Source organism: Microbacterium sp. P26 (genome assembly GCF_023712585.1).
GTDB lineage: Bacteria > Actinomycetota > Actinomycetes > Actinomycetales > Microbacteriaceae > Microbacterium > Microbacterium algihabitans_A.
On the sequence record NZ_JAMAXZ010000003.1, the window covers coordinates 181,287 to 205,795 of the forward strand.

A 24,509-nucleotide genomic window follows, 5' to 3' on the forward strand; every position below is an offset into this window, starting at 1 on the left:
GGAGGCCCCCGGTAGATTCATTGCAGATCACGGAAGAGGAGCACACATGCCCGAACCCCTTATGGCAACGAGCGTCTTCGACAGACTGCTCAAGGACCGCATCATCTGGCTCGGTTCCGAGGTGCGCGACGACAACGCCAACGAGATCTGCGCCAAGATCCTGCTGCTTGCCGCAGAAGACCCGCAGAAGGACATCTACCTCTACATCAACTCGCCCGGTGGCTCGATCACGGCCGGCATGGCGATCTACGACACGATGCAGTTCGTGCCGAACGACATCGTCACCGTCGGCATCGGCATGGCGGCGTCGATGGGCCAGCTGCTGCTGACCAGCGGCACCAAGGGCAAGCGCTACATCACGCCCAACGCCCGCGTGCTGCTGCACCAGCCGCACGGTGGCTTCGGCGGAACCTCGAGCGACATCCAGACGCAGGCGCAGCTCATCCTCGACATGAAGCGTCGTCTGGCCGAGATCACCGCGGCCCAGACCGGCAAGAGCGTCGAGCAGATCAACGCCGACGGTGACCGCGACCGCTGGTTCACCGCTCAGGAAGCCCTCGAGTACGGCTTCGTCGACCACATGCGCGAGCACGCCACCGACGTCACCGGTGGCGGCGGAACCGCAGCGGTCTGAGGCGAGAGGAAAAGGACACCCACATGAACATCCCCACCTTCGGCGGCGCAGCGTCTCACATGCCGTCCAGCCGCTACGTCCTTCCTCAGTTCGAGGAGCGCACGGCCTACGGCTACAAGCGTCAAGACCCCTACAACAAGCTGTTCGAAGACCGCGTGATCTTCCTCGGCGTGCAGGTCGACGACGCGTCGGCCGACGACGTCATGGCCCAGCTGCTCGTTCTCGAGTCACAGGACCCCGACCGCGACATCATCATGTACATCAACTCGCCCGGTGGCTCGTTCACGGCCATGACGGCGATCTACGACACGATGCAGTACGTCTCACCGCAGATCCAGACGGTCGTGCTCGGCCAGGCGGCCTCGGCTGCCTCCGTGCTGCTGGCCGCCGGCGCTCCCGGCAAGCGTCTCGCCCTGCCGAACGCCCGCATCCTGATCCACCAGCCCGCGATGGGCGAGGCCGGTCACGGACAGGCGTCCGACATCGAGATCCAGGCGCAGGAGATCCTCCGCATGCGCACCTGGCTCGAAGAGACGATGGCGCGCCACACCGGTCAGGACGTCGCCAAGGTCAACAAGGACATCGACCGCGACAAGATCCTCTCTGCCGCCGAGGCGATGGAGTACGGCATCGTCGACCAGGTGCTCACGACCCGCAAGCGCACCCCGGCGGCCCTCACCGCCTGACGCACTCGCGACACGACCAAGCCCCGCAGACCCGTTTCGGTCTGCGGGGCTTCGTCGTGCGCGGGCTTTGCGGTGCGCGGGGCTCGGTGCCGCGCAGGCCAGTGCTGCGCGGGGCTCGGTGCCGCGCAGGCCAGTGCTGCGCGGGGCCAGTGCTGCGCGGCGTCAGCGCTGCGCGGGGCAGTGCTGGGCGGGGCCAGTGCTGCGCGGGGCCAGTGCTGCGTTGTGCGCGCTCTTGCGGTGCGGCGCGTGCGGCGGTCCCCACACATCGCGAGACTGCATCTCGCTGACGAACCGGCGTCAGGCTGCAGCGGAGATGTCAGCGAGATGCAGTCTCGGCGTCGCCGCGCGCCACCATGGCGGGGCAACGAGCGCGGCGGGTCGACGTTCGTGGTGATCCGGCGGGCGAACGGATGCCGGGAGTCCGCCCTCGGCGATCATGACGCCGCCGCGCGCGCGAATGCCCTCGGTTCGCCCGGGCTCGGGTTAGGCTCGGGTAACACACCGGCGCAGGCCGGGTGACGGGAGGATCCGCGATGGCACGTATCGGTGAGAGCGCCGACCTGTTCAAGTGTTCCTTCTGCGGCAAGAGCCAGAAGCAGGTGCAGCAGCTGATCGCCGGTCCGGGCGTCTACATCTGCGACGAGTGCGTCGAGCTCTGCAACGAGATCATCGAAGAGCGCATGGCCGAGTCGTCGGCCGGCGAGGTCGCCGAGTTCGACCTGCCGAAGCCGCGCGAGATCTTCTCGTTCCTCGAGGAGTACGTCGTCGGGCAGGAGCCCGCCAAGCGTGCTCTGGCCGTCGCCGTCTACAACCACTACAAGCGCGTGCGCTCGCACGACACCCTTCAGCCCGCGGAGCAGCGCGCCGAAGAGATCGACATCGCCAAGAGCAACATCCTGCTGCTCGGGCCCACCGGTTGCGGCAAGACCTACCTCGCCCAGACGCTCGCGAAGCGCCTCAACGTGCCGTTCGCCGTCGCCGACGCCACGGCCCTCACCGAGGCCGGCTACGTCGGTGAAGACGTCGAGAACATCCTGCTCAAGCTGCTGCAGGCCGCCGACTTCGACGTCAAGCGTGCCGAGACCGGCATCATCTACATCGACGAGGTCGACAAGATCGCCCGCAAGGCCGAGAACCCCTCGATCACGCGCGACGTGTCGGGCGAGGGCGTGCAGCAGGCGCTGCTGAAGATCCTCGAGGGCACGGTCGCCTCGGTTCCGCCGCAGGGCGGCCGCAAGCACCCGCACCAGGAGTTCATCCAGATCGACACGACGAACGTGCTGTTCATCGTGGCGGGCGCGTTCGCGGGTCTCGAGGAGATCATCTCGGCCCGCGTCGGCAAGCACGGCGTCGGCTTCGGAGCTCCCCTCCAGCGCAAGGAAGACGCGCCCGACCTCTTCAGCGAGGCGCTGCCCGAAGACCTGCACAAGTTCGGTCTGATCCCGGAGTTCATCGGTCGCCTGCCGGTCGTGGCATCCGTCTCGCCCCTCGACCAGGACGCGCTCACGGAGATCCTGACGACGCCCCGCAACGCGCTGATCAAGCAGTACCAGCGCATGTTCGAGCTCGACGGGGTTCAGCTCGAGTTCGACGATGATGCCCTGCGCGCGATCGCTGATCTCGCCGTCAAGCGCAAGACCGGCGCCCGTGGCCTCCGCGCGATCCTCGAAGACGTGCTTGGCCCGATCATGTTCGACGTGCCTTCGGCCGACGACATCGCCAAGGTCGTCATCACCCGCGCGGCCGTCGAAGACGGGGCGCAGCCGACGATCGTGCTGGCGCAGAAGCGCCGCAGCGCCTGACCGCGTTCCCCGTGGTCCACGGGCGCGGCGAGCAGCTGCGGGTGAGCCCCCTCACCGTCGGGGGTCTGACCCGCGGGGCCCGGTTGATCGTGCGTGATCGTCCGGATGCCGCGCTGGCGACGCTCGTCGAGGCTTTGCGCGCCGAGCGGTTCGACGTCGGCGACGATCGGGGGTCGAAGGCGTTGTCGGCACGCGGCTCGCTTGCTCGGCTGGCGCTGACGGATTTCGGCAGGGCACCGGGCAGCAGGTGCCCGGGCCATCGGCCGGCACGATGTTCTGAGGCGGGCAGGATGGAGGGATGCTGTCGGATCTCTCCCTCCCCGTGACCCTCTCGAGCCGAACCGGGGCCGTGCGGGTGCGCCGCGCTGTTCCCGGCGACCTGCCCGGGTTGATGGCGCTGCTCTCGGACGACCCGATCAGTGCGGCCCGCGGTGATCGGGGCGACGACTCCGATGAGGGGGCCTACGCCGCAGCGCTGCGGAGGGTGTTGGACGCCCCGCTGAACGACCTCCTGGTGGTCGACGATGCGGCCGGCCGTCTGGTCGGCACCCTGCAGCTCACCGTGATCCCCGGCATGGCCCGGCGCGGTGCCACCCGTCTGCTCGTCGAGGCCGTGCGCGTGTCGTCGACCGAGCGATCGTCGGGCATCGGCACCGCCGTCATGCAGTGGGTGATGCACGTCGCCGCCGCGGCGACCGCCGCGACCCTCGTGCAGCTGACCTCCGACGCCGCGCGCGTGGACGCCCACCGGTTCTACACGCGCCTCGGCTTCGTCGACTCGCACGTCGGCTTCAAGTACGCGGTTTGACGACGTCGGGCCCGGACGCACGACGCGACCGGGCCCGACGATCGGCCGACCTCAGCCGGCGAGACCGCGGCGTTCGAGGAGCGGCTGGATCTCGGCATCCCGACCCCGGAAATCGCGGTACGCGGCAAGAGGATCGCCGGAACCACCGACCCCCAGGAGCCTCTGGCGGAAGCGGTCGCCGTTCTCGCGTGTGAGGCCGCCGTTCGCGCGGAACCACTCCACGGTGTCGGCGTCGAGCACCTCGCTCCAGATGTAGGAGTAGTACCCGGCGCTGTAGCCGCCCGAGAACACGTGGGCGAAGTACGTCGAGGCGTAGCGGGTCGGAACGGCCGGGTTGTCGAGACCGATGTCGGCGAGGGCGCGCGCCTCGAAGGCCGCGACGTCGATGTCGGCCGACGCCTCATCGACCGAGAGGCCGTGCCATGCCTGATCGATCCACGATGCGGCGAGGTACTCGCTGGTTGCGAAGCCCTGGTTGAACGCCTCGGAGGCGTGCAGGCGCTCGACGACGTCGGCGGGCAGGGGCTCGTCGGTGTCGATGTGACGGGCGTAGTTCGTGAGGACCTCGGGCCAGAGGATCCACATCTCGTTCACCTGGCTGGGGAACTCGACGAAGTCGCGGTACACGGCCGTTCCGCCGAAATGCGGGTAGGTCACGGTGGCGAAGAGGCCGTGCAAGGCGTGACCGAACTCGTGGAAGAGGGTGGTGACCTCGTCCAGCGTGAGCAGCGTCGGGGTTCCGGGCGCGGGCTTGTTCACGTTGAGGTTGTTGACCACGACCGGGGCCGTGCCGCGCAGGGCCGACTGCGTCACGATCGAGTTCATCCACGCGCCGCCGCGCTTGCTGTCGCGCGTGTACAGGTCGAGCAGGAACAGGCCGAGCTCGCTGCCGTCGGCGTTGTGCACCTCGAACACGCGCACGTCGGGGTGGTACCCCTGCAGGTCGTGACGTTCGGTCATGCGGATGCCGTAGAGCTTCTCGGCCGCGAAGAACACGCCGTCGCGCAGCACGCGCTCGGCCTCGAACCACGGACGCAGCGCGGCGCGGTCGAGGTCGTACCGCTCAGCGCGGACCTTCTCGGTGTAGAACGCCCAGTCGTGGGCTTCGATCCGGATGCCGTCGGCATCGGCGATCTTCTGCAGCGCCTCCTGCTCGGAGCGGGCGTTGGCGGCAGCGGGGGTGGCGAGTCGGCGCAGCAGGTCGCGCGCGGCATCCGGAGAACCCGCCGTCTGATCGGCGAGGACCGCGGCGGCGTGCGAGGGGTAGCCGAGCACCGCGGCGCGCTCGGCGCGCAGGCGCACGATCTCGCGAAGGACCGCGCGGTTGTCGTTGTCGTTGCCGCGGGTGGCGCGCGAGCGCGAGGCCTCGAGCAGGCGGCGGCGGCTCTCGCGGTTCGTGAGCGAGGCGAGCAGGGGGTGGCCCGTGTACAGCGTGAGGTTCACGACGTAGCGACCGTCGAGTCCGCGGCTCGTGGCCGCCTGCGCCGCGGCCGAGAGTTCGCCCTCGCTCAGGCCGTCGAGTTCTTCCGCGGTGTCGAACACCACCGCAAGGTCGTTGGTGTCGGCGAGCAGGTTCTTCTCGAACGTCGTCGTCAGCACCGACAGTCGCTGGTTCAGCTCCGTCAGCTTCTGCTTCTGCGCGTCGTCGAGACCGGCGCCGGCCAGCGACATCTCGCGGTGGTACCGCTCGACGAGGTAGCGGCTCTCGGCGTCGAGGTCGAGGTCGTCGAGCTGCGCGTGCACGGCGGCGATCCGCGCGAACAGGTCGGCGTCGAGCTGGATCGCATCGCGGTGCGCCGACATGAGGGGAGCGAGCTCCTCTTCGACGGCCTGGATCGCGAGGGTGCCGTCTGCGGATGCCACGGTGTAGAAGGTGCGCGCGACCCGGTCGAGCACCTGCCCGCTGCGCTCCAGCGCGACGAAGGTGTTCTCGAACGTGGGCTCGTCACTCTGCGCGGTGATCGCGTCGACCTCCGCCCGCTGCGCGGCGAAACCGGCGCGGAATGCGGGGAGGTAGTGCTCGACGTCGATGCTGCCGTAGGGCGGCAGGTCGTAGGGGAGCGAGGGCGGCGCGAGGAGGGGATTGTTCACGGCATCCGTCATTCATCCAGCCTAGGCGCAGTCTTCAATGGGATGCAGAGAAAATGTTGCAAAGAAACACGTGCAAAGGTACCTTTGCACTCATGGTCGAGCAGTCGAAGCCCCGCGAAGAGCGTGTTCTGGATGCCGGAGCGCTCCGCGCCCTGGCGCATCCGCTGCGCGTGCGGCTCTACGACATCCTCAGCCAGTACGGCCCGCAGACCGCGAGCAGCCTCGCGGAGCTGACGGGGGAGTCGACCGGAGCGACGAGCTACCACCTGCGGGCGCTCGCCCGTCACGACCTCATCCGCGAGGTCGCCGATCGGGGAACCGCCCGCGAACGCTGGTGGGAGCGCCCGGCCGGCAGCGTCACGCTCACCAACCCCGAGCTCGAGCACACGCCGTCGGGACGCGCCGTGATGGAGGCCGTGCACTCCGAGACGCTGACGCTGCGCCACCAGCAGCTCATGCACTTCGCCACCCACGGGTGGGACGAGGACGAGGATTGGCGCGACGCGTCGGTGATCTCGACCGCGACCGCGCGCCTGACCGCCGAGCAGTCGCGGGATCTCGTGCAGCGCATCGGCGCGCTGATCGACGAGACCGTCCAGCGCTACCGCAACCAGGAGGGCGAGGGCGTCCGCCCCGTGACGATCCGCAACGACGTCTTTCCGCTGCCGACCGAGAGGGGCTCCGCATGACCGCCGTCACCCGCACCATCGTCCTGCCGGTGCGTCCCACCCGACTCGAGGCCGCGCTGCTCGCGCTGTCGCGGGTGATGGCCCGTGTCGCCGAGGAGCGGATGCGCCGTCGCGCGTGGGAAGTTGAGACGGAGCCGGCACGGCGGGCCGGTCGCGCCGCGTCGCAGGCGATGTCGGCGGATGCCGTGCGGTACCTGCTGCCGCGGTGACGCCGGAGGTCCCTGAGCGTGTCGGAGGGATCGGAGCGCGCGTGCAACCCAGGTCCCTGAGCCTGTCGAAGGGCCCGGGACCCGCGTGTGCCCGGTGGCTTCGACAGGCTCAGCCACCGTGCCGAGCAACCCGCGAACGCCCGGTGGCTTCGACAGGCTCAGCCACCTCTCGCCCCGCAATGAAGCGAGCCCGCCGACGCGCGAAAGCGTCGACGGGCTCAACAATCGCGAGCGATGAAACTCAAGCGAACTCGGCGTCGTCGTCGTAGCGCACGACGACCTCGCCCGTGGCATCTTGGCTCACGATGACCCCGGTGTCGAGCTCGGCCACGGGGCGTCCCTCGAGGAAGGTCAGCGTCCACTTCGGAGCGGGCGCGCTGAGCCCGTCGGGGTTCAGCGCGGCCTCGACGGCGGCGATCTGGGAGTGAAGGACCTCGGGAACAGCCTTGGGCGGCTGTTCGCGGGCGGTCCAGCGGGTTCCGAGTTGCATCAGGCCTCCTGGGGTGCGAACACGATGTCGGTCACGGTGGTGGTGTCGGCCTCGGCGAACGAGATCGTCTCGATGCGGCCCACGGCGCGCAGGTCGCCCTCGGCGAGACGCAGGGCCTCGACCTCCGGCCCCGACACGGTGAGCGAGGTCACCTGCGTCTTCTGCGAGGCCTTGGCCTCGGTCTTGGCGCGACGGATGCCGATGAGCGCGGCGCTCACGGCGGTGAGCACGGCCGGGTCGCCCTCGATGCCGAGCGGCTCGGGCCAGGCCGCCGTGTGCACCGAGCCCTCTTCGAACCACGACCACACCTCTTCGGACGCGAACGACAGCACAGGCGCGAACAGACGGACCAGCGTCGACAGGGCCGTGCGCAGCGCCAGGGCGGCCGAGGCCTGGCCCACGTCGGTCTGGTCGTACGCGCGCTCCTTCACGAGCTCGAGGTAGTCGTCGCAGAACGTCCAGAAGAACGACTCCGTGATCTCGAGCGCCCGCGCGTGGTCGTACGCCTCGAAGGCGGCGGTGGCGTCGCGCACCACGGCATCGAGGGTCGCGAGCATCGACGCGTCGAGCGCGTGCGTCACCTCGGCGCCCTCGGGCACGGGGAACGACAGCACGAACTTCGCCGCGTTGAGCAGCTTGATGGCGAGGCGGCGACCGATCTTCACCTGCGTCGGGTTCTGCGGGTCGAACGCCGCGTCGGTGCCCAGGCGGCTCGACGCCGACCAATAGCGCACGGCGTCGGATCCGTGCTGCTTGAGGATGTCGGCGGGCGTGACGACGTTGCCCTTCGACTTCGACATCTTCTTGCGGTCGGGGTCGACGATGAAGCCCGAGATCGCGGCATCCGTCCACGGACTGCGGTCGTCTTCGAGGGCGCTGCGCAGCATGGTCGAGAAGAGCCACGTGCGGATGATGTCCTGTCCCTGCGGGCGCAGGTCGAACGGGGCGACGAGGTTCCACAGCTCTTCGTCGCGCTGCCAGCCGCCGGCCAGTTGCGGGGTGAGCGACGAGGTCGCCCACGTGTCGAGGATGTCGCGCTCGGCATCGAACCCGCCGGGAACGCCCCGCTGGTCTTCGGTGTAGCCCGGGGGCACGTCCACCGTCGGGTCGACCGGCAGCGACGCGAGGTCGGGCGTCAGCACGCGCGAGTAGTCGCGCTCACCGCTGTCGTCGAGTCCGTACCAGACCGGGATCGGCACGCCGAAGAACCGCTGACGCGACACGAGCCAGTCGCCGGTGAGGCCGCTGGTCCAGTTTTCGAAGCGCACGCGCATGAAGTCGGGATGCCACGACATCTCGCGACCGAGCGAGATGAGGCGCTCGCGCAGCTCGGCGTCGCGCGCGCCGTTGCGGATGTACCACTGGCGCGTCGACACGATCTCGAGCGGGCGGTCGCCCTTCTCGAAGAACTTCACGGGGTGGGTGAACGGCTTGGGAGCCCCCTCCATGGCGCCGGACTCCTGCAGGAGCTCGACGATGCGCTTCTTCGCGCTGAACACGGTCTTGCCCGCGAGCTCGCCGTAGGCCGCCTTCGCGGCATCCGTCACGATCACATCGGGGGCCTCGGCCACGATGCGGCCGTCCTTGCCGATGATGGTGCGGTTCGGCAGGTCGAGCTCGCGCCACCAGATGATGTCGGTCACGTCGCCGAAGGTGCAGATCATGGCGATGCCCGATCCCTTGTCCTTCTGCGCGAGGGGGTGCGCGAGCACCGGCACCTCGACGTCGAACAGGGGCGTGCGCACGGTCGTGCCGAACAGCGGCTGGTACCGCTCGTCGTCGGGGTTGGCCACCAGTGCGACGCAGGCCGGTAGCAGCTCGGGGCGAGTCGTCTCGATGAACACGTCACCCGAGCCGTCGGTCTTGGCGAAGCCCACGCGGTGGTACGCGGCGGGCTGGTCGCGGTCTTCGAGCTCGGCCTGGGCGATCGCGGAGCGGAAGTCCACGTCCCACAGCGTCGGCGCCATCGACTGGTACGCCTCGCCGCGCTCGATGTTGCGCAGGAACGCCAGCTGGCTCGTGCGAATCGAGTCGTCGGAGATCGTGCGGTAGGTCTGCGTCCAGTCGACGCTGAGACCCAGCTCGCGGAAGAGCTCTTCGAACTGCTTCTCGTCTTCGATCGTCAGCTGCTCGCACAGCTCGATGAAGTTGCGGCGGCTGATGGGCACCTGGTCGGCGGCCTTGCTGCTCTTGTTGTCGCCGCCCGCGAACGGCGGGGTGAAGTCGGCGTCGTAGGGGAGCGAGGGGTCGCAGCGCACGCCGTAGTAGTTCTGCACGCGGCGCTCGGTCGGCAGGCCGTTGTCGTCCCAGCCCATGGGGTAGAACACCGTCTTGCCGCGCATGCGCTCGAAGCGCACCTTCACGTCGGTGTGCGTGAACGAGAACACGTGGCCGATGTGGAGGCTTCCGGATGCCGTCGGCGGCGGGGTGTCGACGGAGTACACGCCCTGGCGGCCGAGCTCGGCAGCACGCAGGCGGTCGAACACGTAAGTGCCGCGTTCACGCCAGGCGGCGTCCCATTTCTGCTCGAGGCCTTCCAGGGCGGGCTTGTCGGGAATGGTGGCCATAGGGGTACTCCTCGAGCGATATGGGCGGCACTGTGTGAGCGTGCCTGATGGGTTCTGCGTCCACGATACCGGGGGTCTCGCGCTAGCGCGCGTCGAGGCGCGCAGACTCAGTGATTCGCGCAGATTCAGCCCGGAGGGGCGGATGCCGGCTGAGCTTGTGCGGATCGCTGAGGTGGTGTTGGGCCGTGGGTGGGCGGCGGCGCAGGCTCCGTCATTCGCGCATCCTCAGCCCGGAGGGGCGGATGCCGTGTGAGCTTGTGCAGATCACTGAGGTTGTGTTGGGCCGCGGGTGGCGGCGGCGCAGGCTCCGTCATTCGCGCATCTTTAGCAGGGAGGGGCGGATGCCGTGTGAGCTTGTGCGGATCGCTGAGGTGGTGTTGGTCCGCGGGTGGGCGGCGGCGCAGGCTCCGCAATTCGCGCATCCTCAGCCCGGAGGGGCGAATGCGGGCTGAATTTGTGCGGATCGCTGAGGTGGAGTTGGGCCGCGGGTGGGCGGCGGCGCAGGCTCCGTCATTCGCGCATCCTCAGCCCGGAGGGGCGGATGCCGTGTGAGCTTGTGCGGATCACTGAGGTTGTTCGGGCGGGCGCGCAAGCCGCGCCCGCTCAGCGTCAGGGATTCGCGCAACCTCGGCCCCCGGGGGCGGATGCCGACTGAACTTGTGCAGATCGCCGAGTTTGCTCCGTCTCCAGCGACGGCGCGACAGCAGTTCTCCCCAGCGCGCATCTCATCCACAGGGGCCGCCGCCCTGCGTTTTCGCTGGTGCAGGCGGGCGACGATGGCGCGCATGGATGACACCTCTGCCCGTGCTGTCGCGACGCGAACCGCTGAACTCGGAGGCGTTGTTCGCCCGACGCGCCTGGTCCGAGAGGGGCACAGCCGCCACCGCATCGCTCAGGCGCTCCAACAGGGGCTGGTCCTGCGAGTCAGACGGGATTGGATCGCCGTTCCGACTGCGGATGCACATCTGGTCTCCGCGGCGCGGACGGGGGTCGTGCTGTCCTGCGTCACAGCCGCCGACAGGCGTGGGCTGTGGGTCGCCGAACGTCCGGACAAGCCCCACGTCGCGTATCCCGGCCGCGGACGGATCGACGGGCCTGCCGCTGTCGTGCACTGGCATCGGGCGATCGTCCCTCGGCATCCGGATCTGCTCGAAGATCACATCGAGAACGTCCTGCTGACGGTCGCCGCGTGTCAGCCGTACGAGGCGGCTCGTGCGATCTGGGACTCGGCGCTGAACAAGAAGGTGATCGAGCTGGCGCACCTGCGCCGTCTGCCGTGGACCGGTGCCGCACGACGTCTCGTACACGAGGTGTCGCCATGGGCTGATTCCGGGCTCGAGACGTTCGTCATCGTCCGGCTGCGGTGGCTGGGCCTGCCGATCCGGACGCAGATCTGGATCGCCGGTCATCGCGTCGACTTCCTCATCGGAGAGCGACTCGTTCTCCAAGTCGATGGGGGACACCACGTCGGGGCGCAGCGGACAGAGGACATTCGGCACGACGCCGAACTGATGCTCCTCGGGTACCACGTCATCCGCGTCGGATACGAGCAGGTCGTGAACCGCTGGCCCGAGGTGCAGGAGCAGATCATGCACGCCGTGGCGCAGGGGCTGCACAAGGCGTAGGAGATCAACCGCCGCGCAAGGTCGGCGATTCGCGCAACCTCAGTCCAGAGGGGCGGATGCCGACGGAGATTGCGCAGATCGCTGAGGTGGTGACGGCCGGGCGAGGGCGTCGCCGCGCAAGCTCCGCAATGCACGCAACCTCAGTTCGGAGGGGCGGATGCCGCCGGAGGTTGTGCAGATCGCTGAGGTTGCGAGCGGCAGGCGGGGGTCGCCGCGCAAGCTCGGTGATTCGCGCGACCTCAGTTCAGAGAGGCGGATGCCGACAGAGGTTGTGCAGATCTCTGAGGTGGTGACGGCCGGGCGGGGGCGTCGCCGCGCAAGCTCGGCGATTCGCGCAACCTCAGTCCGGCGGGGCGGATGCTGACGGAGGTTATGCAGATCTTTGAGGTGGTGACGGCCGGGCGAGGCGTCGCCGCGATGGTGACGGCCTGGGCGCGAGGCGTCGCCGCGCAAGCTCGGTGATTCGCGCGACCTCAGTTCAGAGAGGCGGATGCCGACAGAGGTTGTGCAGATCTCTGAGGTGGTGACGGCCGGGCGGGGGCGTCGCCGCGCAAGCTCCGCGATGCGCGCAACCTCAGTCCCGAGGGGCGGATGCCGCCGGAGATTGCGCAGATCGCTGAGGTCGCGAGCGGCAGGCGGGGGTCGCCGCGCAAGCTCAGCGATTCGCGCAACCTCAGTCCGGAGGGGCGGATGGTGACGGCCGGGCGAGGCGTCGCCGCGATGGTGACGGCCTGGGCGCGAGGCGTCGCCGCGCAAGCTCAGCGATTCGCGCAAACTCAGTCCGGAGGGGCGGATGCTGACGGAGGTTGTGCAGATCTCTGAGGTTGCGACGCCTGGGGGCGAGGCGTCGCCGCGCAAGCTCGGCGATTCGCGCATCCTCAGTCCGGGCGGGCGGATGCCGACTGAGATTGCGCACATCACTGAGGTTGCGTGCCGCGGCCCCGTGCCGAACCGAGGAGGCCGACCCGCACCCGTTCGCTGCCGGCGTGCGCCGGGCCGGCTACTTTCCGCACTCGGTCCAGGAACCCCGGTAAGCTGAAAGCCTTCCCACCAGAGATTCCGAGGTTTCTCCATGCCTTCTTCGCTTTCGCGCCGCGTGCTGTCGGCGGTCGCCGTCGCGGCCGTCTCCGCCCTCTCGCTCTCCGCCTGCGCCGGGTCTGACCCCGCCGCGCAGGGCGACGGCGAGGTCGTCTGGGCGATCGAGGGAGCGAACCTCTCGGCCGGGCACATGGACCCGCAGACCAGCCAGCTCGACGTGTCGGCGATGGTGCAGCGCGCGGTGCTCGACTCGCTCGTGTTCCAAGAGACCGACGGCACGTTTTCGCCGTGGCTCGCCGAGTCGTGGGACGTCGAGGACGGCGGCGCGAGCTACCTCTTCCGTCTGCGCACCGACGTGAACTTCCACGACGGCACGCCCTTCGACGCGGCCGCGGTCAAGGCGAACTTCGACCGCATCGTGAACCCCGACACCGCCTCGGCGCAGGCGGCCAGCATGCTCGGCGGCGACCTGTACGCCGGCACCGACGTCGTCGACGAGCACACCGTGCGGGTGCGGTTCACGCAGCCGTACGCGCCGTTCCTGCAGGCGGCCAGCACCGCTCTGCTCGGCTTCTACTCGCCGAAGGTGCTCGAGACCAAGGCCGACCAGCTGAAGGCCGGCGGCCCCGACGTGACCGTCGGCACCGGCCCGTTCGAGCTCACCGAATACACGCCCGATCAGGACATCGTGTACACCCGCAACGACGACTACACGTGGGGTCCCGACGGCGGCGGCAAGCCGAGCTTCAAGACGCTGCGCGTCGACATCCTCCCCGAGGCGTCGGTGCGCGTCGGCGCGCTCTCGAGCGGCCAGGCCGACGTGGTGACGAACCTGCCGCCGAACCTCGTGCAGCAGGTTCCCGCCGACGACACCGTGAAGTCGATCGCCTACCCGGGCCTGCCGTACTCGTTGTTCCTCAACGAGAACTACGGCGTCTTCGCCGACCAGAAGGTGCGTCAGGCCTTCACCCGCGCGATCGACGTCGACACCGCGGTGAACGAGATCTTCTTCGGCCAGTACCCCCGCGCCTGGAGCGTCCTCGGCGCGACGACCCCCGGCTACGACGCGAGTCTCGAGAACTCCTGGCCCTTCGACCAGGCTCAGGCCAACGCCCTTCTCGACGAGGCCGGATGGACGGGTCGGGATGCCGACGGCATCCGGACCAAAGACGGTCAGCGCCTCACCGCCCGGTGGATCGCGTGGACCCCGGTTCCCGACGACCGCGCCGCACTCGCCAACGCCGTGCAGAGCGACCTGAAGGCCGTCGGCTTCGACCTGCAGCGCGAGGTGCTCGAGCCGGGTGCCTACAACGAGCAGTACGGACCCAAGACCTACGACGTCACCGACTGGGGCTTCTCGGGCGTCGACGCCGACCTGCTGCGCAGCCACCTCGCCACCGACGGGTTCCAGAACGCCTCGCAGGTGAGTGACCCCGCGCTCGACGCGCTGCTCGAGCAGGGTGCCTCGACGACCGACCCGGCCGCCCGCACTGCGATCTACGCCCAGGTGCAGGAGTGGAACGCCGAGCAGGCCGCCATCGTGCCGCTGTACAGCCCGGCCCTGATCAGCGCCGTGACCCCGAATGTCTCGGGCCTGACGTTCGACCTGTACGGTCGTCCGCTCTTCGCGACCGCATCGGTCGGCTGAGCCGCCGGGTTTCAGACACACTGTTCGGATGCCCCGCTCTCGCTCACGCGCCCTGCTGAGGCGCCTCGGTGGGATCGTGGCATCCGTCGTCCTGGTGCTCTGGGGAGCGGCGACGCTGGCGTTCGTGGCGTTCCGGATCATCCCGGGTGACCCGGTCGACGTGCTGCTCGGACCGCAGGCGCAGGTGAGCGAGGCGGTCAAGGCGGGCATCCGCAGCGACCTGGGTCTCGACCGGCCCGTGCTCGAGCAGTACGCGACCTTCCTCGGCCGGCTCGTGCGCGGCGACCTCGGCGAGTCGTACCAGCTGCGCCAGCCGGTCGTCGAGGTCATCGGGCGTCAGCTCGCCCCGACCCTGCAGCTCTCCGCGCTCGCGCTGGTGATCGCCGTCGTGCTGGCCCTTGCCTCCTCGCTGCTCGTGCGCGGGCGGACCGGTCGGGCCGTGGCATCCGGGATCGAACTCGTCGTGCTGTCGTCACCGGTGTTCTGGACGGGACTGCTGCTGCTGAGCGTCTTCTCGTTCCAGCTGGGGTGGTTCCCGGTGTCGGGGGCGCGGGATGCCGCCGCGATCGTGCTGCCCGCGGTGACCCTAGCCCTGCCGGTCGCGGCCCTGCTGTCGCAGGTGCTGCGCGACGGGGTCGAAGCGGCCGAGCGCGAGCCGTTCCTCACCACCGTGCGTGCCCGCGGGGCGACGCCCCTGCGTGAGAGCGTGCACCACACGCTCCGCCACGCGAGCGTCGGGGGCGTGACGCTCGCGGCCTACCTCGTCGGGTCGTTGCTCGGCGGAGCGGTGCTGGTCGAGACCGTGTTCGCCCGGCCCGGCATCGGCCGCGTGACGCTGACGGCGATCACCGACCGCGACCTGCCGGTGATCACGGGCGTGATTCTGCTGAGCGCCCTCGTCTTCGTCGTCGTGAACACCGTCGTCGACCTCGTCGTGCCCCTGATCGACCCGCGCCTGCGCACCGCAGCGCCGGCGGTGGCCGCGCGAGCGGCGGTGCCCTCGTGAAGCGCCGCGGTCAGGCCGCCGCGCTGTGGATCGCCGGCGCCGTGCTCGCCCTCATCGCCCTGGCCGCCGTCGCCCCGGGCCTGCTCGCGACCCACGACCCGCTGCTGACCGACGTGCGCGCAACCCTGCAGCCGCCGAGCGCGGCGCACTGGTTCGGCACCGACCAGAGCGGACGCGACATGTACTCACGGGTCGTCTACGGAGCCGGACGGTCGGTCGGCATCGGCCTGCTCGCCACCGGCCTCGCCCTGGTCGTCGGGGTGGTCGCCGGTTCGCTCTCGGCCGTCGCGCCGCGATGGGCGGATGCCGCGGCCATGCGCGTCGTCGACGTGCTGCTCGCGTTCCCGGAGTTCCTCGTCGCCCTGCTGGTCGTCGCAGTGCTCGGTCCCGGCCCGGTGAACGTCGCGGTCGCCGTGACGATCGCCGCGGTGCCCGTGTACATCCGCCTGGCGCGGGCGCAGACGCGTACCCTCGCCGCCGCCGAGCACGTCGAGGCCGCGCGGATCATCGGAGTGCCGGCCGCCGTCGTGCACGTGCGGCACGTGCTCCCCGGCGTGCTGGGCGCGGTGAGCGTGCTGGCCACGATCGGTATCGGCACCTCGATCCTCGCCGCCGCCGGGCTGAGCTTCCTCGGCCTCGGCCCGACGGAGCCCACCGCCGAATGGGGCCTCATGCTCTCCGCCGGACGCAACCTGCTGCTGCAGGCGCCGTGGGTTGCCGTGTTCCCCGGCCTCGCGATCACCGCGACGGTCGTGAGCGTCAGCGTGATCGGCCGCATCCTTCGCGCTCGAGCCGAGGAGCGCGACGCATGAGCGGGTTGCGGGTGCGCGGCCTGCGCATCGACGGACCGGCCGGTGCGATCGTGCGCGGACTCGACCTCGACGTCGCCCCGGGCGAATGCGTGGCGGTCGTGGGGGAGTCGGGCACCGGCAAGTCGGTGAGCGCCCGTGCCCTGCTCGGCCTCCTGCCCGCGGGCCTCACGGCGCGCACGGACGAGCTCGATATCGACGGCGTCGACGCGCGCTCGTTCGGTGAGCGGCAGTGGCGCGGGCTGCGCGGCGACCGTATCGCCCTCGTGTCGCAGGATGCCCTCGTCTCGCTCGACCCCCTGCGTCGCGTCGGCGCCGAGGTGGCGGAGCCCGTGCGCATCCACGAGCCCGACGTGCGGGGAACGGCCTTGGCCGCGCGCGTGCGCGAGAGCCTCGAGCGCGTGTCGCTGCCCGAGGCCGAGACGCGGGCACGGCAGTACCCCCACGAGTTGTCGGGCGGTCTGCGGCAGCGGGCGCTGATCGCCTCCGCGCTCGCCGCGAACCCCGCCGTACTGGTCGCCGACGAGCCGACGACGGCGTTGGATGCCACCGTGCAGGCGCGCGTGCTCGACCTGTTGCGCCGCATCGCCGACGATGGCGTGGCCGTGGTCTTCATCAGTCACGACCTCGGGGCGGTCGCCCGCGTCGCGGATCGCGTCGTCGTGATGCACGAGGGACGCGTCGTCGAGACCGGGCCGACCGCCGAGCTGCTCGCCTCTCCGCGTGATCCGCACACGCGCGCGCTGGTCGAGGCGGTGTCGCACGAGCCGCTCGGCCGGGCACCGCGCACCGACGCCCCCATCTTCACCGCCGACTCCCTGACCAAGCGCTTCGGTGACCGAGCGGCGGTCGACGACGTGTCGGTCGAGGTGCGCCGCGGTCGCACGCTCGCGGTCGTGGGAGAGTCGGGCTCGGGTAAGACGACCCTCGCGCGGCTGATCGTCGGGGTGGCGGATCCGGATGCCGGGAACATGACCTTCGCGGGACGCCCCTGGTCGTCGCGGGTTGCCCGCGGCGCCGCGCGCACCCGCGTGCAGCTCGTGCAGCAGAACCCGTGGGGCGCCCTCGACCCCCGCTGGACGGTGGGCCGCACGCTCACCGAGGCCGTGGCCGCCGGGGGAGTCGCGCGCTCGGCGCGTCGCGCCGCCGTCGCCGCGCTGCTCGCGGAGGTGGGCCTCTCGCCCGCGTTCGTCCGGCGGCGGCCCGCGCAGCTCTCGGGCGGACAGCGCCAGCGCGTCGCGATCGCCCGCGCCCTCGCGGTGACGCCGGATCTTCTCGTGCTCGACGAGCCCGTGTCGGCTCTCGACGCGTCGGTGCGCGCACGGATCCTCGACCGCCTCCGCGCCCTGCAGGCCGAGCGCGACCTCGCGATGGTGTTCGTCACGCACGACCTCGACGTGGTCGCCGGCATCGCCGATGACGTGATCGTGATGAAGGACGGACGCGTCGTCGACTCGGGCACCGTGTCGTGCGTCTTCGCCGCCCCGCGGCATCCGTTCAGTCGGGAACTGCTGGCCGCGGCTGGTCTGGGCTCAGCTGGGGCGTGAGCCCGCGGTCGCGTCCGGCCGCTCGACGGCCGCGCACGCGCCGCAGCGCACCGCGCCCGGCTCGCGTAGACTGGAGCCACACGCACCGATCCGGCCATCACCGGGGAGCACGCGGAAGAACGTCCGGCCCTTCGACTCGCTCGGAAACCGGATCAGTAGAACCGCGCGGGGCAGGCCCGTCACAGCCGCAGTGAGAGTGGCGCCGATCCCGAACGGGGGCGGCGCAACGCGGGGTGGTACCGCGGTCCGCACGGATCGTCCCCGCAGGTGGATCCCAACCTGCGGAGAGACATGACCTACCCACGCCCCTCATCCTTCGGCCCGGCCGCTGACGCGCAGAGCGTCGCCGCCACGGCATCCGTCGTTCCGAGCCCCCGCTTCCCGTCGATCGAGAACGACACGCTCGACTTCTGGGCGAAAGACGACACCTTCCGCGCGTCGATCGCCAACCGCGAGGGCGCCGAGGAGTGGGTCTTCTACGACGGTCCGCCCTTCGCCAACGGCCTGCCGCACTACGGCCACCTGCTCACGGGGTACGCGAAGGACGTCTTCCCGCGCTTCCAGACGATGCGCGGTAAGAAGGTCGACCGCGTCTTCGGATGGGACACGCACGGTCTTCCCGCCGAACTTGAGGCGATGAAGCAGCTCGGGATCACCGAGAAGGACGAGATCGAGGCGATGGGCGTGGCGACCTTCAACGCCAAGGCCCGCGAGTCGGTGCTCGAGTACACGCGCGACTGGCAGGACTACGTCACGCGTCAGGCCCGCTGGGTCGACTTCGAGCGCGGTTACAAGACGCTCGACACGACCTACATGGAGAGCGTGCTGTGGGCGTTCAAGACGCTCCACGACAAGGGCCTCGCCTACGAGGGCTACCGCGTGCTGCCGTACTGCTGGCGCGACGAGACGCCCCTGTCGACGCACGAGCTGCGCATGGACGACGACGTCTACAAGATGCGTCAGGACCCGTCGGTCACCGTGACCTTCCCGCTCGTCGGGGCCAAGGCCGAGGCGCTGGGGCTCACGGGCGTGCGCGCGCTGGCGTGGACGACGACGCCGTGGACGCTCCCGACGAACCTCGCGCTGGCCGTGGGTCCCGGCATCCGCTACGCCGTGATCGAGGGCGGGCCGAACGGCGCCGCCGACGTGCACCGCGCTCCCGACGGCACACCCGACGAGGCGTTCGAGGCCGTCGCCCACCGCTACCTGCTGGCCGAAGACCTGCTCCCGGGATATGCCAAAGACCTCGGGTACGAGAGCGCGGATGCCGCCCGCGAGGCCGTGCAGTCCACGATCCTGGGTTCCGAGCTGGAGGGCGTGTCGTACGACCGCCTCTTCGACTACTACGCCGACGCCTCGGTGTGGGGCACGCAGGACGCCTGGAAGATCCTCGTCGACGACTACGTCACCGTCAGCGACGGCACGGGCATCGTGCACCAGGCTCCGGCCTACGGTGAAGACGACAAGCGGTTGGCGGATGCCGCGGGCCTGCCGACGATCATCTCGCTCGACGACAGCGGCCGCTTCCTCCCCGCCGTCGCCGACGTCGCCGGCGAGCTGTGGATGGAGGCCAACCGCCCCCTCATCCGCCTGCTCAAGCAGGACGGTCGACTGCTGCGCGAAGCCTCCTACGAGCACTCGTACCCGCACTGCTGGCGCTGCCGGAACCCCCTGATCTACAAGGCCGTGTCGAGCTGGTTCGTGCGCGTGACCGACATCAAAGACGACCTGCTGGCCAACAACCAGCAGATCACCTGGGTGCCCGAGAACGTCAAGGAGGGCCAGTTCGGCAAGTGGCTCGAGGGCGCGCGCGACTGGTCGATCAGCCGCAACCGCTACTGGGGCTCGCCGATCCCGGTGTGGAAGAGCGACGACCCGAACTACCCGCGCGTCGACGTGTACGGCTCGCTCGCCGACATGGAGGCCGACTTCGGCCGCCTGCCGGTGAACGCCGACGGCGAGGTCGACCTGCACCGCCCCTACATCGACGACCTCACGCGCCCGAACCCCGACGACCCGACGGGGACGTCGACCATGCGCCGCATCGAGGACGTGCTCGACGTGTGGTTCGACTCGGGCTCGATGCCGTTCGCGCAGGTGCACTACCCGTTCGAGAACCACGAGTGGTTCGACGAGCACGCTCCCGCCGACTTCATCGTCGAGTACATCGGGCAGACGCGCGGCTGGTTCTACGTGATGCACGTGCTCTCGACCGCCCTCTTCGACCGCCCGGCCTTCACCGGGGTGTCGTGCCACGGCATCGTGCTGGGCAACGACGGACAGAAGATGTCGAAGTCGCTGCGCAACTACCCCGACGTGCGCGAGGTGTTCGATCGCGACGGCTCGGATGCCATGCGGTGGTTCCTCATGTCGTCGAGCGTGCTGCGCGGAGGCAACCTGGTCGTGACCGAGGAGGGCATCCGTTCGGGCGTGCGCGAGTTCCTGCTGCCGTTGTGGAACGCGTGGTACTTCTTCGCGACGTATGCGAACGCGTCGGGCGCCGGCGGGTACGACGCCGAGTGGCGCACCGACTCCACCGACGTGCTCGACCGCTACATCCTGGCGCTCACCGGCGACCTGGTGACGAACGTCGCGGCCGACCTCGAGGGGCTCGACTCCACGACGGCCGCCGAGCGCCTGCGCGACTTCGCCGAGGTGCTCACCAACTGGTACATCCGTCGCTCGCGCGACCGCTTCTGGGTGGGCGTGACTGACGACCCGCGTAGCCGCGAGGCCTTCGACACGCTCTACACCGTGCTCGAGACGCTGACCCGCGTCGCCGCCCCCCTGCTGCCGCTGGTCACCGAGCGCGTGTGGCAGGGCCTGACGGGTGGGCGCAGCGTCCACCTGACCGACTGGCCCGACGCCTCGGCGTTCCCCGCGGCGGCAGACATCCGCACCGCGATGGACACCGTCCGCGAGGTCTCGAGCGTCGCCAACGCGCTGCGCAAGCGCGAGGGCAAGCGCGTGCGCCTGCCGCTGCCGCGTCTGACGGTGGTGACTCCGGATGCCGCGGGCCTGGCCCAGTTCGATGACATCCTCCGCGAGGAGCTCAACGTGAAGAGCGTCGAGCAGGTCGCCCTGCAAGACGGAACCGCCGGCGAGTACGGCATCACGCACCGCCTGTCGGTCAACGCGCGTGCCGCCGGGCCCCGCCTGGGCAAGCAGGTGCAGCAGGCGATCAAGGCCGCCCGAGAGGGCGACTGGAGCGAGGTCGACGGACGGGTCGTCGCGGGCGGCATCGCCCTCGAGCCCACCGAGTACGACCTGGTCGTCGAGACCGCGGGTCGCCCCGAGGGCGAGGCGCTGGCCGTGCTCGCGCGCGGCGGTTTCGTGCTGCTCGACACCGTCACCACCCCCGAGCTCGAGGCCGAGGGCCTGGCGCGCGACATGATCCGCGGCATCCAGGACACCCGCAAGGCCGCCGGCTTCGACGTGAGCGACCGGATCTTCCTCTCGCTCACCTTCGTCGAAGACGCCGACGCGCAGGCCGTGGCCCAGGCGTTCGACGTCGCGGGCGTGGCATCCGAGACCCTCGCCGAAGCCGTCGTGCTCGCCGGTCCCGAGGGTCGCCTGATCGAGCGGGGCGAGCTGGCGCCCGCCGAGTACGAGACGGTGATCGCCGCCAAGACCTACGCGAACGTCGGCCCCGTCACGGTGGCCGTCGCGCGGATCGGAGCCCCCGCATGACCGATCGCACCAGGGCGGATGCCGTCTACGCGGCGCTGCTCGAACGCCAGGGCGAGCAGTGGGTGCAGCCGCGCGTCGAGCGCACGCGCCGCGTGCTCGAGCTGCTGGCTGACCCGCAGCGGACGTACCGCGTCATTCACGTGACGGGCACGAACGGCAAGACCTCGACCAGCCGCATGATCGAGAGCCTGCTGCGCGCGATGGGGCTTCGTACGGGCCTGTTCACCAGCCCGCACCTCGAGCGCTTCACCGAGCGGATCCTCGTCGACGGAGAGCCCGTGGCCGACGCCGCGATCGCCGACGCGTGGGATGAGATCCAGCCGTTCGTCGGCATGGTCGACGGCGAGCTCGAAGCCGCCGGAGACGCGCCGCTGACGTTCTTCGAGCTGCTCACGGTGCTCGCGTTCGTCGTCGCGGCCGACGCGCCGATCGACGTGCTCGTGCTCGAGGTCGGTATGGGCGGGGAGTGGGACTCCACCAACACCGCCGACGGCGACGTCGCGGTGTTCACCCCGATCGACATCGACCACGTCGACCGTCTCGGTTCGACCATCGCCGAGATCGCGACGGTGAAGGCCGGCATCATCAAGCCGGGTGCCGCTGTCGTCTCGGCCGAGCAGCCCGACGAGGCCCTGCGCGCGATCCGCGCTCGCGCCGAGAAGGAGGGCGCGACGGTCGCGGTGGCCGGAGACGGCTTCGCCCTCGAGGGCCAGACCCTCGCGGTCGGCGGGCAGCAGCTCGACATCCGTGGCGTCGCCGGGGCGTACCGCGAGGTCTACCTGCCGATGTACGGCGCGCACCAGGGCGCCAACGCGGCCCTCGCCGTCGCCGCAGTCGAGTCGCTCATCGGGGGAGGCACCCAGCCCCTCGCCGCCGACGTGGTGGCCGACGGCATCGGCAACGCCACCTCGCCCGGTCGCCTGCAGCTCGTCGGCACCGCGCCCACCGTGCTGGTCGACGCCGCGCACAACCCGCACGGCGCCCGCGCTCTGGTCGCAGCCCTCGACGAGGCGTTCGACATCGACGAGTGGGGCGCCGTGGTCGGCATCCTCGACGGAAAGGACGCGGTCGGCATCATGTCGGCCCTCGTTCCCGCCGTCGCGCGCGTGTTCGCCACGGCGCCGGATAGCGACCGCGCGACCGACCCCGACGTGATCGCCGACGTGGCCGAGGCCGCCGACCTCCCGGTCACCGTGCACCCGACCCTCGAAGACGCCGCCGACGCGGCCCGGGCGTGGGCCGCGGAGTCCGACCGCCGGGCCGTCGTCATCGCCGGATCCGTCGTGCTCGCCGGAGAAGCCCTGCGTCTGTCGGAGCTCGAGGACTGGAAGTCGGGGTGGCAGGCGTGAGCCCGCGCGAGCCCCGCGCCCCTCGCCCGCGGCGCCAGCGCGGCGCGCAGGAGTCGCTCGGCTCCGTCGTGCTCGGCTTCGAATCGATCATCGTCTTCCTCGGCGGTCTCGTCGTCTACGGCCTCAAGGTGCTCCCCGCGGGCATCGAGCCGTGGTGGGGGATCGTCGGCGGCGTCGTCATGGCGATCGCGATGGTCGCCGTGTCGGGCCTGCTGCGTCACCGCTGGGCGCTCTTCGCCGGGTGGGGTCTTCAGATCGTGCTGCTGCTCGCCGGTTTCCTGGTTCCGGCCCTCGCTGTGGTCGCCGTCATTTTCGGAGGCATGTGGGCGTATGCGACGATCAAGGGAGCGGCGCTCGACCGACGCAACGCCCGGCTTGCCGCTGACCCCGACCTCTCGAACGGAGAATGACCCATGGCTACCGAAGAGACCCTCGTCCTGGTCAAGCCCGACGGCGTCGCCCGCGGCCTGACCGGTGCGATCCTGGCCCGCATCGAGGCGAAGGGCTACGCGCTCGTCGACATCCGCCTCGTCGAGCCCGACCGCGAGACCCTCGCCCAGCACTACGCCGAGCACGAGGGCAAGCCGTTCTACGAGCCGCTGCTCGAGTTCATGATGTCGGGACCCTCCGTCGCGATCCGCCTCGCCGGCAACCGCGTCATCGAGGGTTTCCGCTCGCTCGCGGGCACGACCGATCCCACCACCGCCGCCCCCGGCACGATCCGCGGCGACTTCGGCCGCGACTGGGGCCTCAAAGTGCAGCAGAACCTCGTCCACGGATCCGACAGCGTCGAGTCCGCCGAGCGCGAGCTCGCGATCTGGTTCTCCTGATCCCGGATGCCGTGAGGGCCGCCGCCCCGCAAGGGTGGCGGCCTTCGTCGTTCGGGGGAGGTGGCTGAGCCGCGCGAGGTGGCTGAGCCTGTCGAAGCCCCCGGGCCCTGCGACGGACTCACGACAGAGGCAGCTGAGCCTGTCGAAGCCCCCGGGCCTTGCGTCGGCCTCACCCGCGCAGCGATCCGCACAACGTCAGCGGCATCCGGGACTTCCGGGCTGAGATTATGCAGATCGCAGAGGATATGCAGGCGCAAGGCCGCGCCCCTCAGTCGCCTATCCGCACAGCCTCAGCGATCCGCACAACCTCAGCGGCATCCGGAACCGCTCCTCGATCCCGCGGGGTCAGAGCTGGGCGAGAACGTTCAGCCGCAGCTGCGCGATCACCGCGACGACGGCGAACGCCACGATCGTCATAAGCGGCACCCACGCCATGAGGCGGTCGGCGACCTCGCGCACGCGCTCGTGCGGGATCACACCCTCGCGCAGCACGTGCAGGGTGACCACGAAGAACGACGGGATCACCACCGACCACGTCACCATGCACCACGGGCACAGGGTCGCCAGCACGAACAGGCTCTGCGAGATCAGCCAGATGACGAAGCTGATCGCGAAGACGAAGCCCAGCCAGAACAGCACCCAGAACCACCGGGCGAAGCGGGCGCCGGCCAGCAGCGCCATGCCGACCACGATCGGAGCGATCCACGCGCCCAGACCGATGATCGGGTTGGGGAAGCCGAACACGCTGCCCTGGGCCGACTGCAGGTTCGCCGAGCACTGCACGAGCACGCTGAAGTCGCAGGATGCCGCGGTGCCGGGGTTCTGCAGTTGGGCGAAGCGTTCCATCGTGAGCGAGAAGGCCGCCCACCACCCGACGACGCCCGCGAAGACCAGCCAGATCGCAACGACGACCGGACGACGAGGGGTGACGGTTTCGCTCATGGGGGCGATTCTCGCACCGCCCCGCTATGCAGTTGCTTTGAACGCGCCT

General features: G+C 70.2%; 19 protein-coding genes. 15 read left to right on the forward strand and 4 right to left on the reverse strand.

Annotation, left to right across the window (positions count from 1 at the left end):
• Positions 1–46: 46 nt before the first annotated feature.
• The 4 genes from M3667_RS07410 to M3667_RS07425 all read left to right on the forward strand — a co-directional run bounded on the left by M3667_RS07410 (position 47) and on the right by M3667_RS07425 (position 3,930).
• Complete coding sequence (locus M3667_RS07410) at positions 47–634, forward strand: ATP-dependent Clp protease proteolytic subunit (protein WP_174799692.1); 588 nt, start codon at positions 47–49, stop codon at positions 632–634.
• A gap of 23 nt (positions 635–657) precedes the next feature.
• Positions 658–1,320, forward strand: coding sequence for an ATP-dependent Clp protease proteolytic subunit (locus M3667_RS07415; RefSeq protein WP_056231073.1), 663 nt, complete (start codon positions 658–660; stop codon positions 1,318–1,320).
• Between the two features lie 533 nt (positions 1,321–1,853).
• Positions 1,854–3,122: an ATP-dependent Clp protease ATP-binding subunit ClpX gene (gene clpX / locus M3667_RS07420; RefSeq protein ID WP_251506904.1), complete on the forward strand. Its 1,269-nt coding sequence runs from the start codon at positions 1,854–1,856 to the stop codon at positions 3,120–3,122.
• Positions 3,123–3,420: 298 nt separating this feature from the next.
• The gene (locus M3667_RS07425; RefSeq protein WP_251506906.1) at positions 3,421–3,930 is read left to right on the forward strand and encodes a GNAT family N-acetyltransferase; all 510 of its coding nucleotides are present in this window, start codon (positions 3,421–3,423) and stop codon (positions 3,928–3,930) included.
• 51 nt (positions 3,931–3,981) lie between these two features.
• Here the strand turns inward: M3667_RS07425 and M3667_RS07430 are convergent, their stop codons facing one another.
• Positions 3,982–6,033, reverse strand: coding sequence for a M3 family metallopeptidase (locus M3667_RS07430; protein WP_251506908.1), 2,052 nt, complete (start codon positions 6,031–6,033; stop codon positions 3,982–3,984).
• A gap of 80 nt (positions 6,034–6,113) precedes the next feature.
• On the opposite strand from M3667_RS07430, the gene M3667_RS07435 reads away from it, so the two are divergent.
• Positions 6,114–6,710 carry a helix-turn-helix domain-containing protein gene (locus M3667_RS07435; protein ID WP_251506911.1) on the forward strand — a complete coding sequence of 199 codons (597 nt, stop codon included), beginning with the start codon at positions 6,114–6,116 and terminating at the stop codon, positions 6,708–6,710.
• A complete protein-coding gene (locus tag M3667_RS07440) occupies positions 6,707–6,919 on the forward strand; it encodes a hypothetical protein (protein WP_251506913.1) in 213 nt (70 codons plus the stop codon). The genes M3667_RS07435 and M3667_RS07440 overlap by 4 nt, the downstream gene beginning before the upstream one ends.
• A gap of 241 nt (positions 6,920–7,160) precedes the next feature.
• Here the strand turns inward: M3667_RS07440 and M3667_RS07445 are convergent, their stop codons facing one another.
• Together M3667_RS07445 and valS are read right to left on the reverse strand one after the other, a co-directional pair.
• Positions 7,161–7,409, reverse strand: coding sequence for a hypothetical protein (locus M3667_RS07445; RefSeq protein WP_251506915.1), 249 nt, complete (start codon positions 7,407–7,409; stop codon positions 7,161–7,163).
• Positions 7,409–9,976 carry a valine--tRNA ligase gene (gene valS / locus M3667_RS07450; RefSeq protein ID WP_251506917.1) on the reverse strand — a complete coding sequence of 856 codons (2,568 nt, stop codon included), beginning with the start codon at positions 9,974–9,976 and terminating at the stop codon, positions 7,409–7,411. The genes M3667_RS07445 and valS overlap by 1 nt, the downstream gene beginning before the upstream one ends.
• Positions 9,977–10,635: 659 nt before the next feature.
• Here valS and M3667_RS07455 point away from each other — a divergent pair.
• From M3667_RS07455 to ndk, 9 genes are all read left to right on the forward strand, one after another.
• On the forward strand, positions 10,636–11,601 hold the full coding sequence (locus M3667_RS07455) for an endonuclease domain-containing protein (protein WP_251506919.1): 966 nt from the start codon (positions 10,636–10,638) through the stop codon (positions 11,599–11,601).
• Positions 11,602–12,673: 1,072 nt separating this feature from the next.
• Positions 12,674–14,287, forward strand: a complete 1,614-nt coding sequence (locus tag M3667_RS07460; protein WP_251506920.1) for an ABC transporter substrate-binding protein — start codon at positions 12,674–12,676, stop codon at positions 14,285–14,287.
• A gap of 28 nt (positions 14,288–14,315) precedes the next feature.
• Positions 14,316–15,293 carry an ABC transporter permease gene (locus M3667_RS07465; RefSeq protein ID WP_251506922.1) on the forward strand — a complete coding sequence of 326 codons (978 nt, stop codon included), beginning with the start codon at positions 14,316–14,318 and terminating at the stop codon, positions 15,291–15,293.
• Positions 15,290–16,105 carry an ABC transporter permease gene (locus M3667_RS07470; protein WP_251506924.1) on the forward strand — a complete coding sequence of 272 codons (816 nt, stop codon included), beginning with the start codon at positions 15,290–15,292 and terminating at the stop codon, positions 16,103–16,105. Before M3667_RS07465 ends, M3667_RS07470 begins: the two co-directional genes overlap by 4 nt.
• Positions 16,102–17,649, forward strand: a complete 1,548-nt coding sequence (locus tag M3667_RS07475; protein ID WP_251506927.1) for an ABC transporter ATP-binding protein — start codon at positions 16,102–16,104, stop codon at positions 17,647–17,649. The genes M3667_RS07470 and M3667_RS07475 overlap by 4 nt, the downstream gene beginning before the upstream one ends.
• 291 nt (positions 17,650–17,940) lie before the next feature.
• The gene (ileS, locus tag M3667_RS07480) at positions 17,941–21,339 is read left to right on the forward strand and encodes an isoleucine--tRNA ligase (protein ID WP_251506929.1); all 3,399 of its coding nucleotides are present in this window, start codon (positions 17,941–17,943) and stop codon (positions 21,337–21,339) included.
• Positions 21,336–22,688 (forward strand): folylpolyglutamate synthase/dihydrofolate synthase family protein, encoded by a 1,353-nt coding sequence (locus M3667_RS07485; protein ID WP_251506931.1) that lies wholly within the window; start codon positions 21,336–21,338, stop codon positions 22,686–22,688. The genes ileS and M3667_RS07485 overlap by 4 nt, the downstream gene beginning before the upstream one ends.
• Positions 22,676–23,098: a DUF4233 domain-containing protein gene (locus M3667_RS07490; RefSeq protein WP_251506933.1), complete on the forward strand. Its 423-nt coding sequence runs from the start codon at positions 22,676–22,678 to the stop codon at positions 23,096–23,098. Before M3667_RS07485 ends, M3667_RS07490 begins: the two co-directional genes overlap by 13 nt.
• Before the next feature lie 3 nt (positions 23,099–23,101).
• The gene (gene ndk / locus M3667_RS07495; RefSeq protein ID WP_144785245.1) at positions 23,102–23,518 is read left to right on the forward strand and encodes a nucleoside-diphosphate kinase; all 417 of its coding nucleotides are present in this window, start codon (positions 23,102–23,104) and stop codon (positions 23,516–23,518) included.
• Positions 23,519–23,863: 345 nt separating this feature from the next.
• Here the strand turns inward: ndk and M3667_RS07500 are convergent, their stop codons facing one another.
• A complete protein-coding gene (locus tag M3667_RS07500; protein WP_251506936.1) occupies positions 23,864–24,460 on the reverse strand; it encodes a vitamin K epoxide reductase family protein in 597 nt (198 codons plus the stop codon).
• Positions 24,461–24,509: the final 49 nt, after the last annotated feature.

What these genes read in the sequence shown, in the direction of transcription:
- M3667_RS07410 (WP_174799692.1), top strand. Translation starts at nt 47, where the DNA reads ATGCCCGAACCCCTTATGGCAACGAGCGTCTTCGACAGACTGCTCAAG.
- M3667_RS07415 (WP_056231073.1), top strand. Translation starts at nt 658, where the DNA reads ATGAACATCCCCACCTTCGGCGGCGCAGCGTCTCACATGCCGTCCAGC.
- clpX (WP_251506904.1), top strand. Translation starts at nt 1,854, where the DNA reads ATGGCACGTATCGGTGAGAGCGCCGACCTGTTCAAGTGTTCCTTCTGC.
- M3667_RS07425 (WP_251506906.1), top strand. Translation starts at nt 3,421, where the DNA reads ATGCTGTCGGATCTCTCCCTCCCCGTGACCCTCTCGAGCCGAACCGGG.
- M3667_RS07430 (WP_251506908.1), bottom strand. Translation starts at nt 6,033, where the DNA reads ATGACGGATGCCGTGAACAATCCCCTCCTCGCGCCGCCCTCGCTCCCC.
- M3667_RS07435 (WP_251506911.1), top strand. Translation starts at nt 6,114, where the DNA reads ATGGTCGAGCAGTCGAAGCCCCGCGAAGAGCGTGTTCTGGATGCCGGA.
- M3667_RS07440 (WP_251506913.1), top strand. Translation starts at nt 6,707, where the DNA reads ATGACCGCCGTCACCCGCACCATCGTCCTGCCGGTGCGTCCCACCCGA.
- M3667_RS07445 (WP_251506915.1), bottom strand. Translation starts at nt 7,409, where the DNA reads ATGCAACTCGGAACCCGCTGGACCGCCCGCGAACAGCCGCCCAAGGCT.
- valS (WP_251506917.1), bottom strand. Translation starts at nt 9,976, where the DNA reads ATGGCCACCATTCCCGACAAGCCCGCCCTGGAAGGCCTCGAGCAGAAA.
- M3667_RS07460 (WP_251506920.1), top strand. Translation starts at nt 12,674, where the DNA reads ATGCCTTCTTCGCTTTCGCGCCGCGTGCTGTCGGCGGTCGCCGTCGCG.
- M3667_RS07465 (WP_251506922.1), top strand. Translation starts at nt 14,316, where the DNA reads ATGCCCCGCTCTCGCTCACGCGCCCTGCTGAGGCGCCTCGGTGGGATC.
- M3667_RS07475 (WP_251506927.1), top strand. Translation starts at nt 16,102, where the DNA reads ATGAGCGGGTTGCGGGTGCGCGGCCTGCGCATCGACGGACCGGCCGGT.
- ileS (WP_251506929.1), top strand. Translation starts at nt 17,941, where the DNA reads ATGACCTACCCACGCCCCTCATCCTTCGGCCCGGCCGCTGACGCGCAG.
- M3667_RS07485 (WP_251506931.1), top strand. Translation starts at nt 21,336, where the DNA reads ATGACCGATCGCACCAGGGCGGATGCCGTCTACGCGGCGCTGCTCGAA.
- ndk (WP_144785245.1), top strand. Translation starts at nt 23,102, where the DNA reads ATGGCTACCGAAGAGACCCTCGTCCTGGTCAAGCCCGACGGCGTCGCC.
- M3667_RS07500 (WP_251506936.1), bottom strand. Translation starts at nt 24,460, where the DNA reads ATGAGCGAAACCGTCACCCCTCGTCGTCCGGTCGTCGTTGCGATCTGG.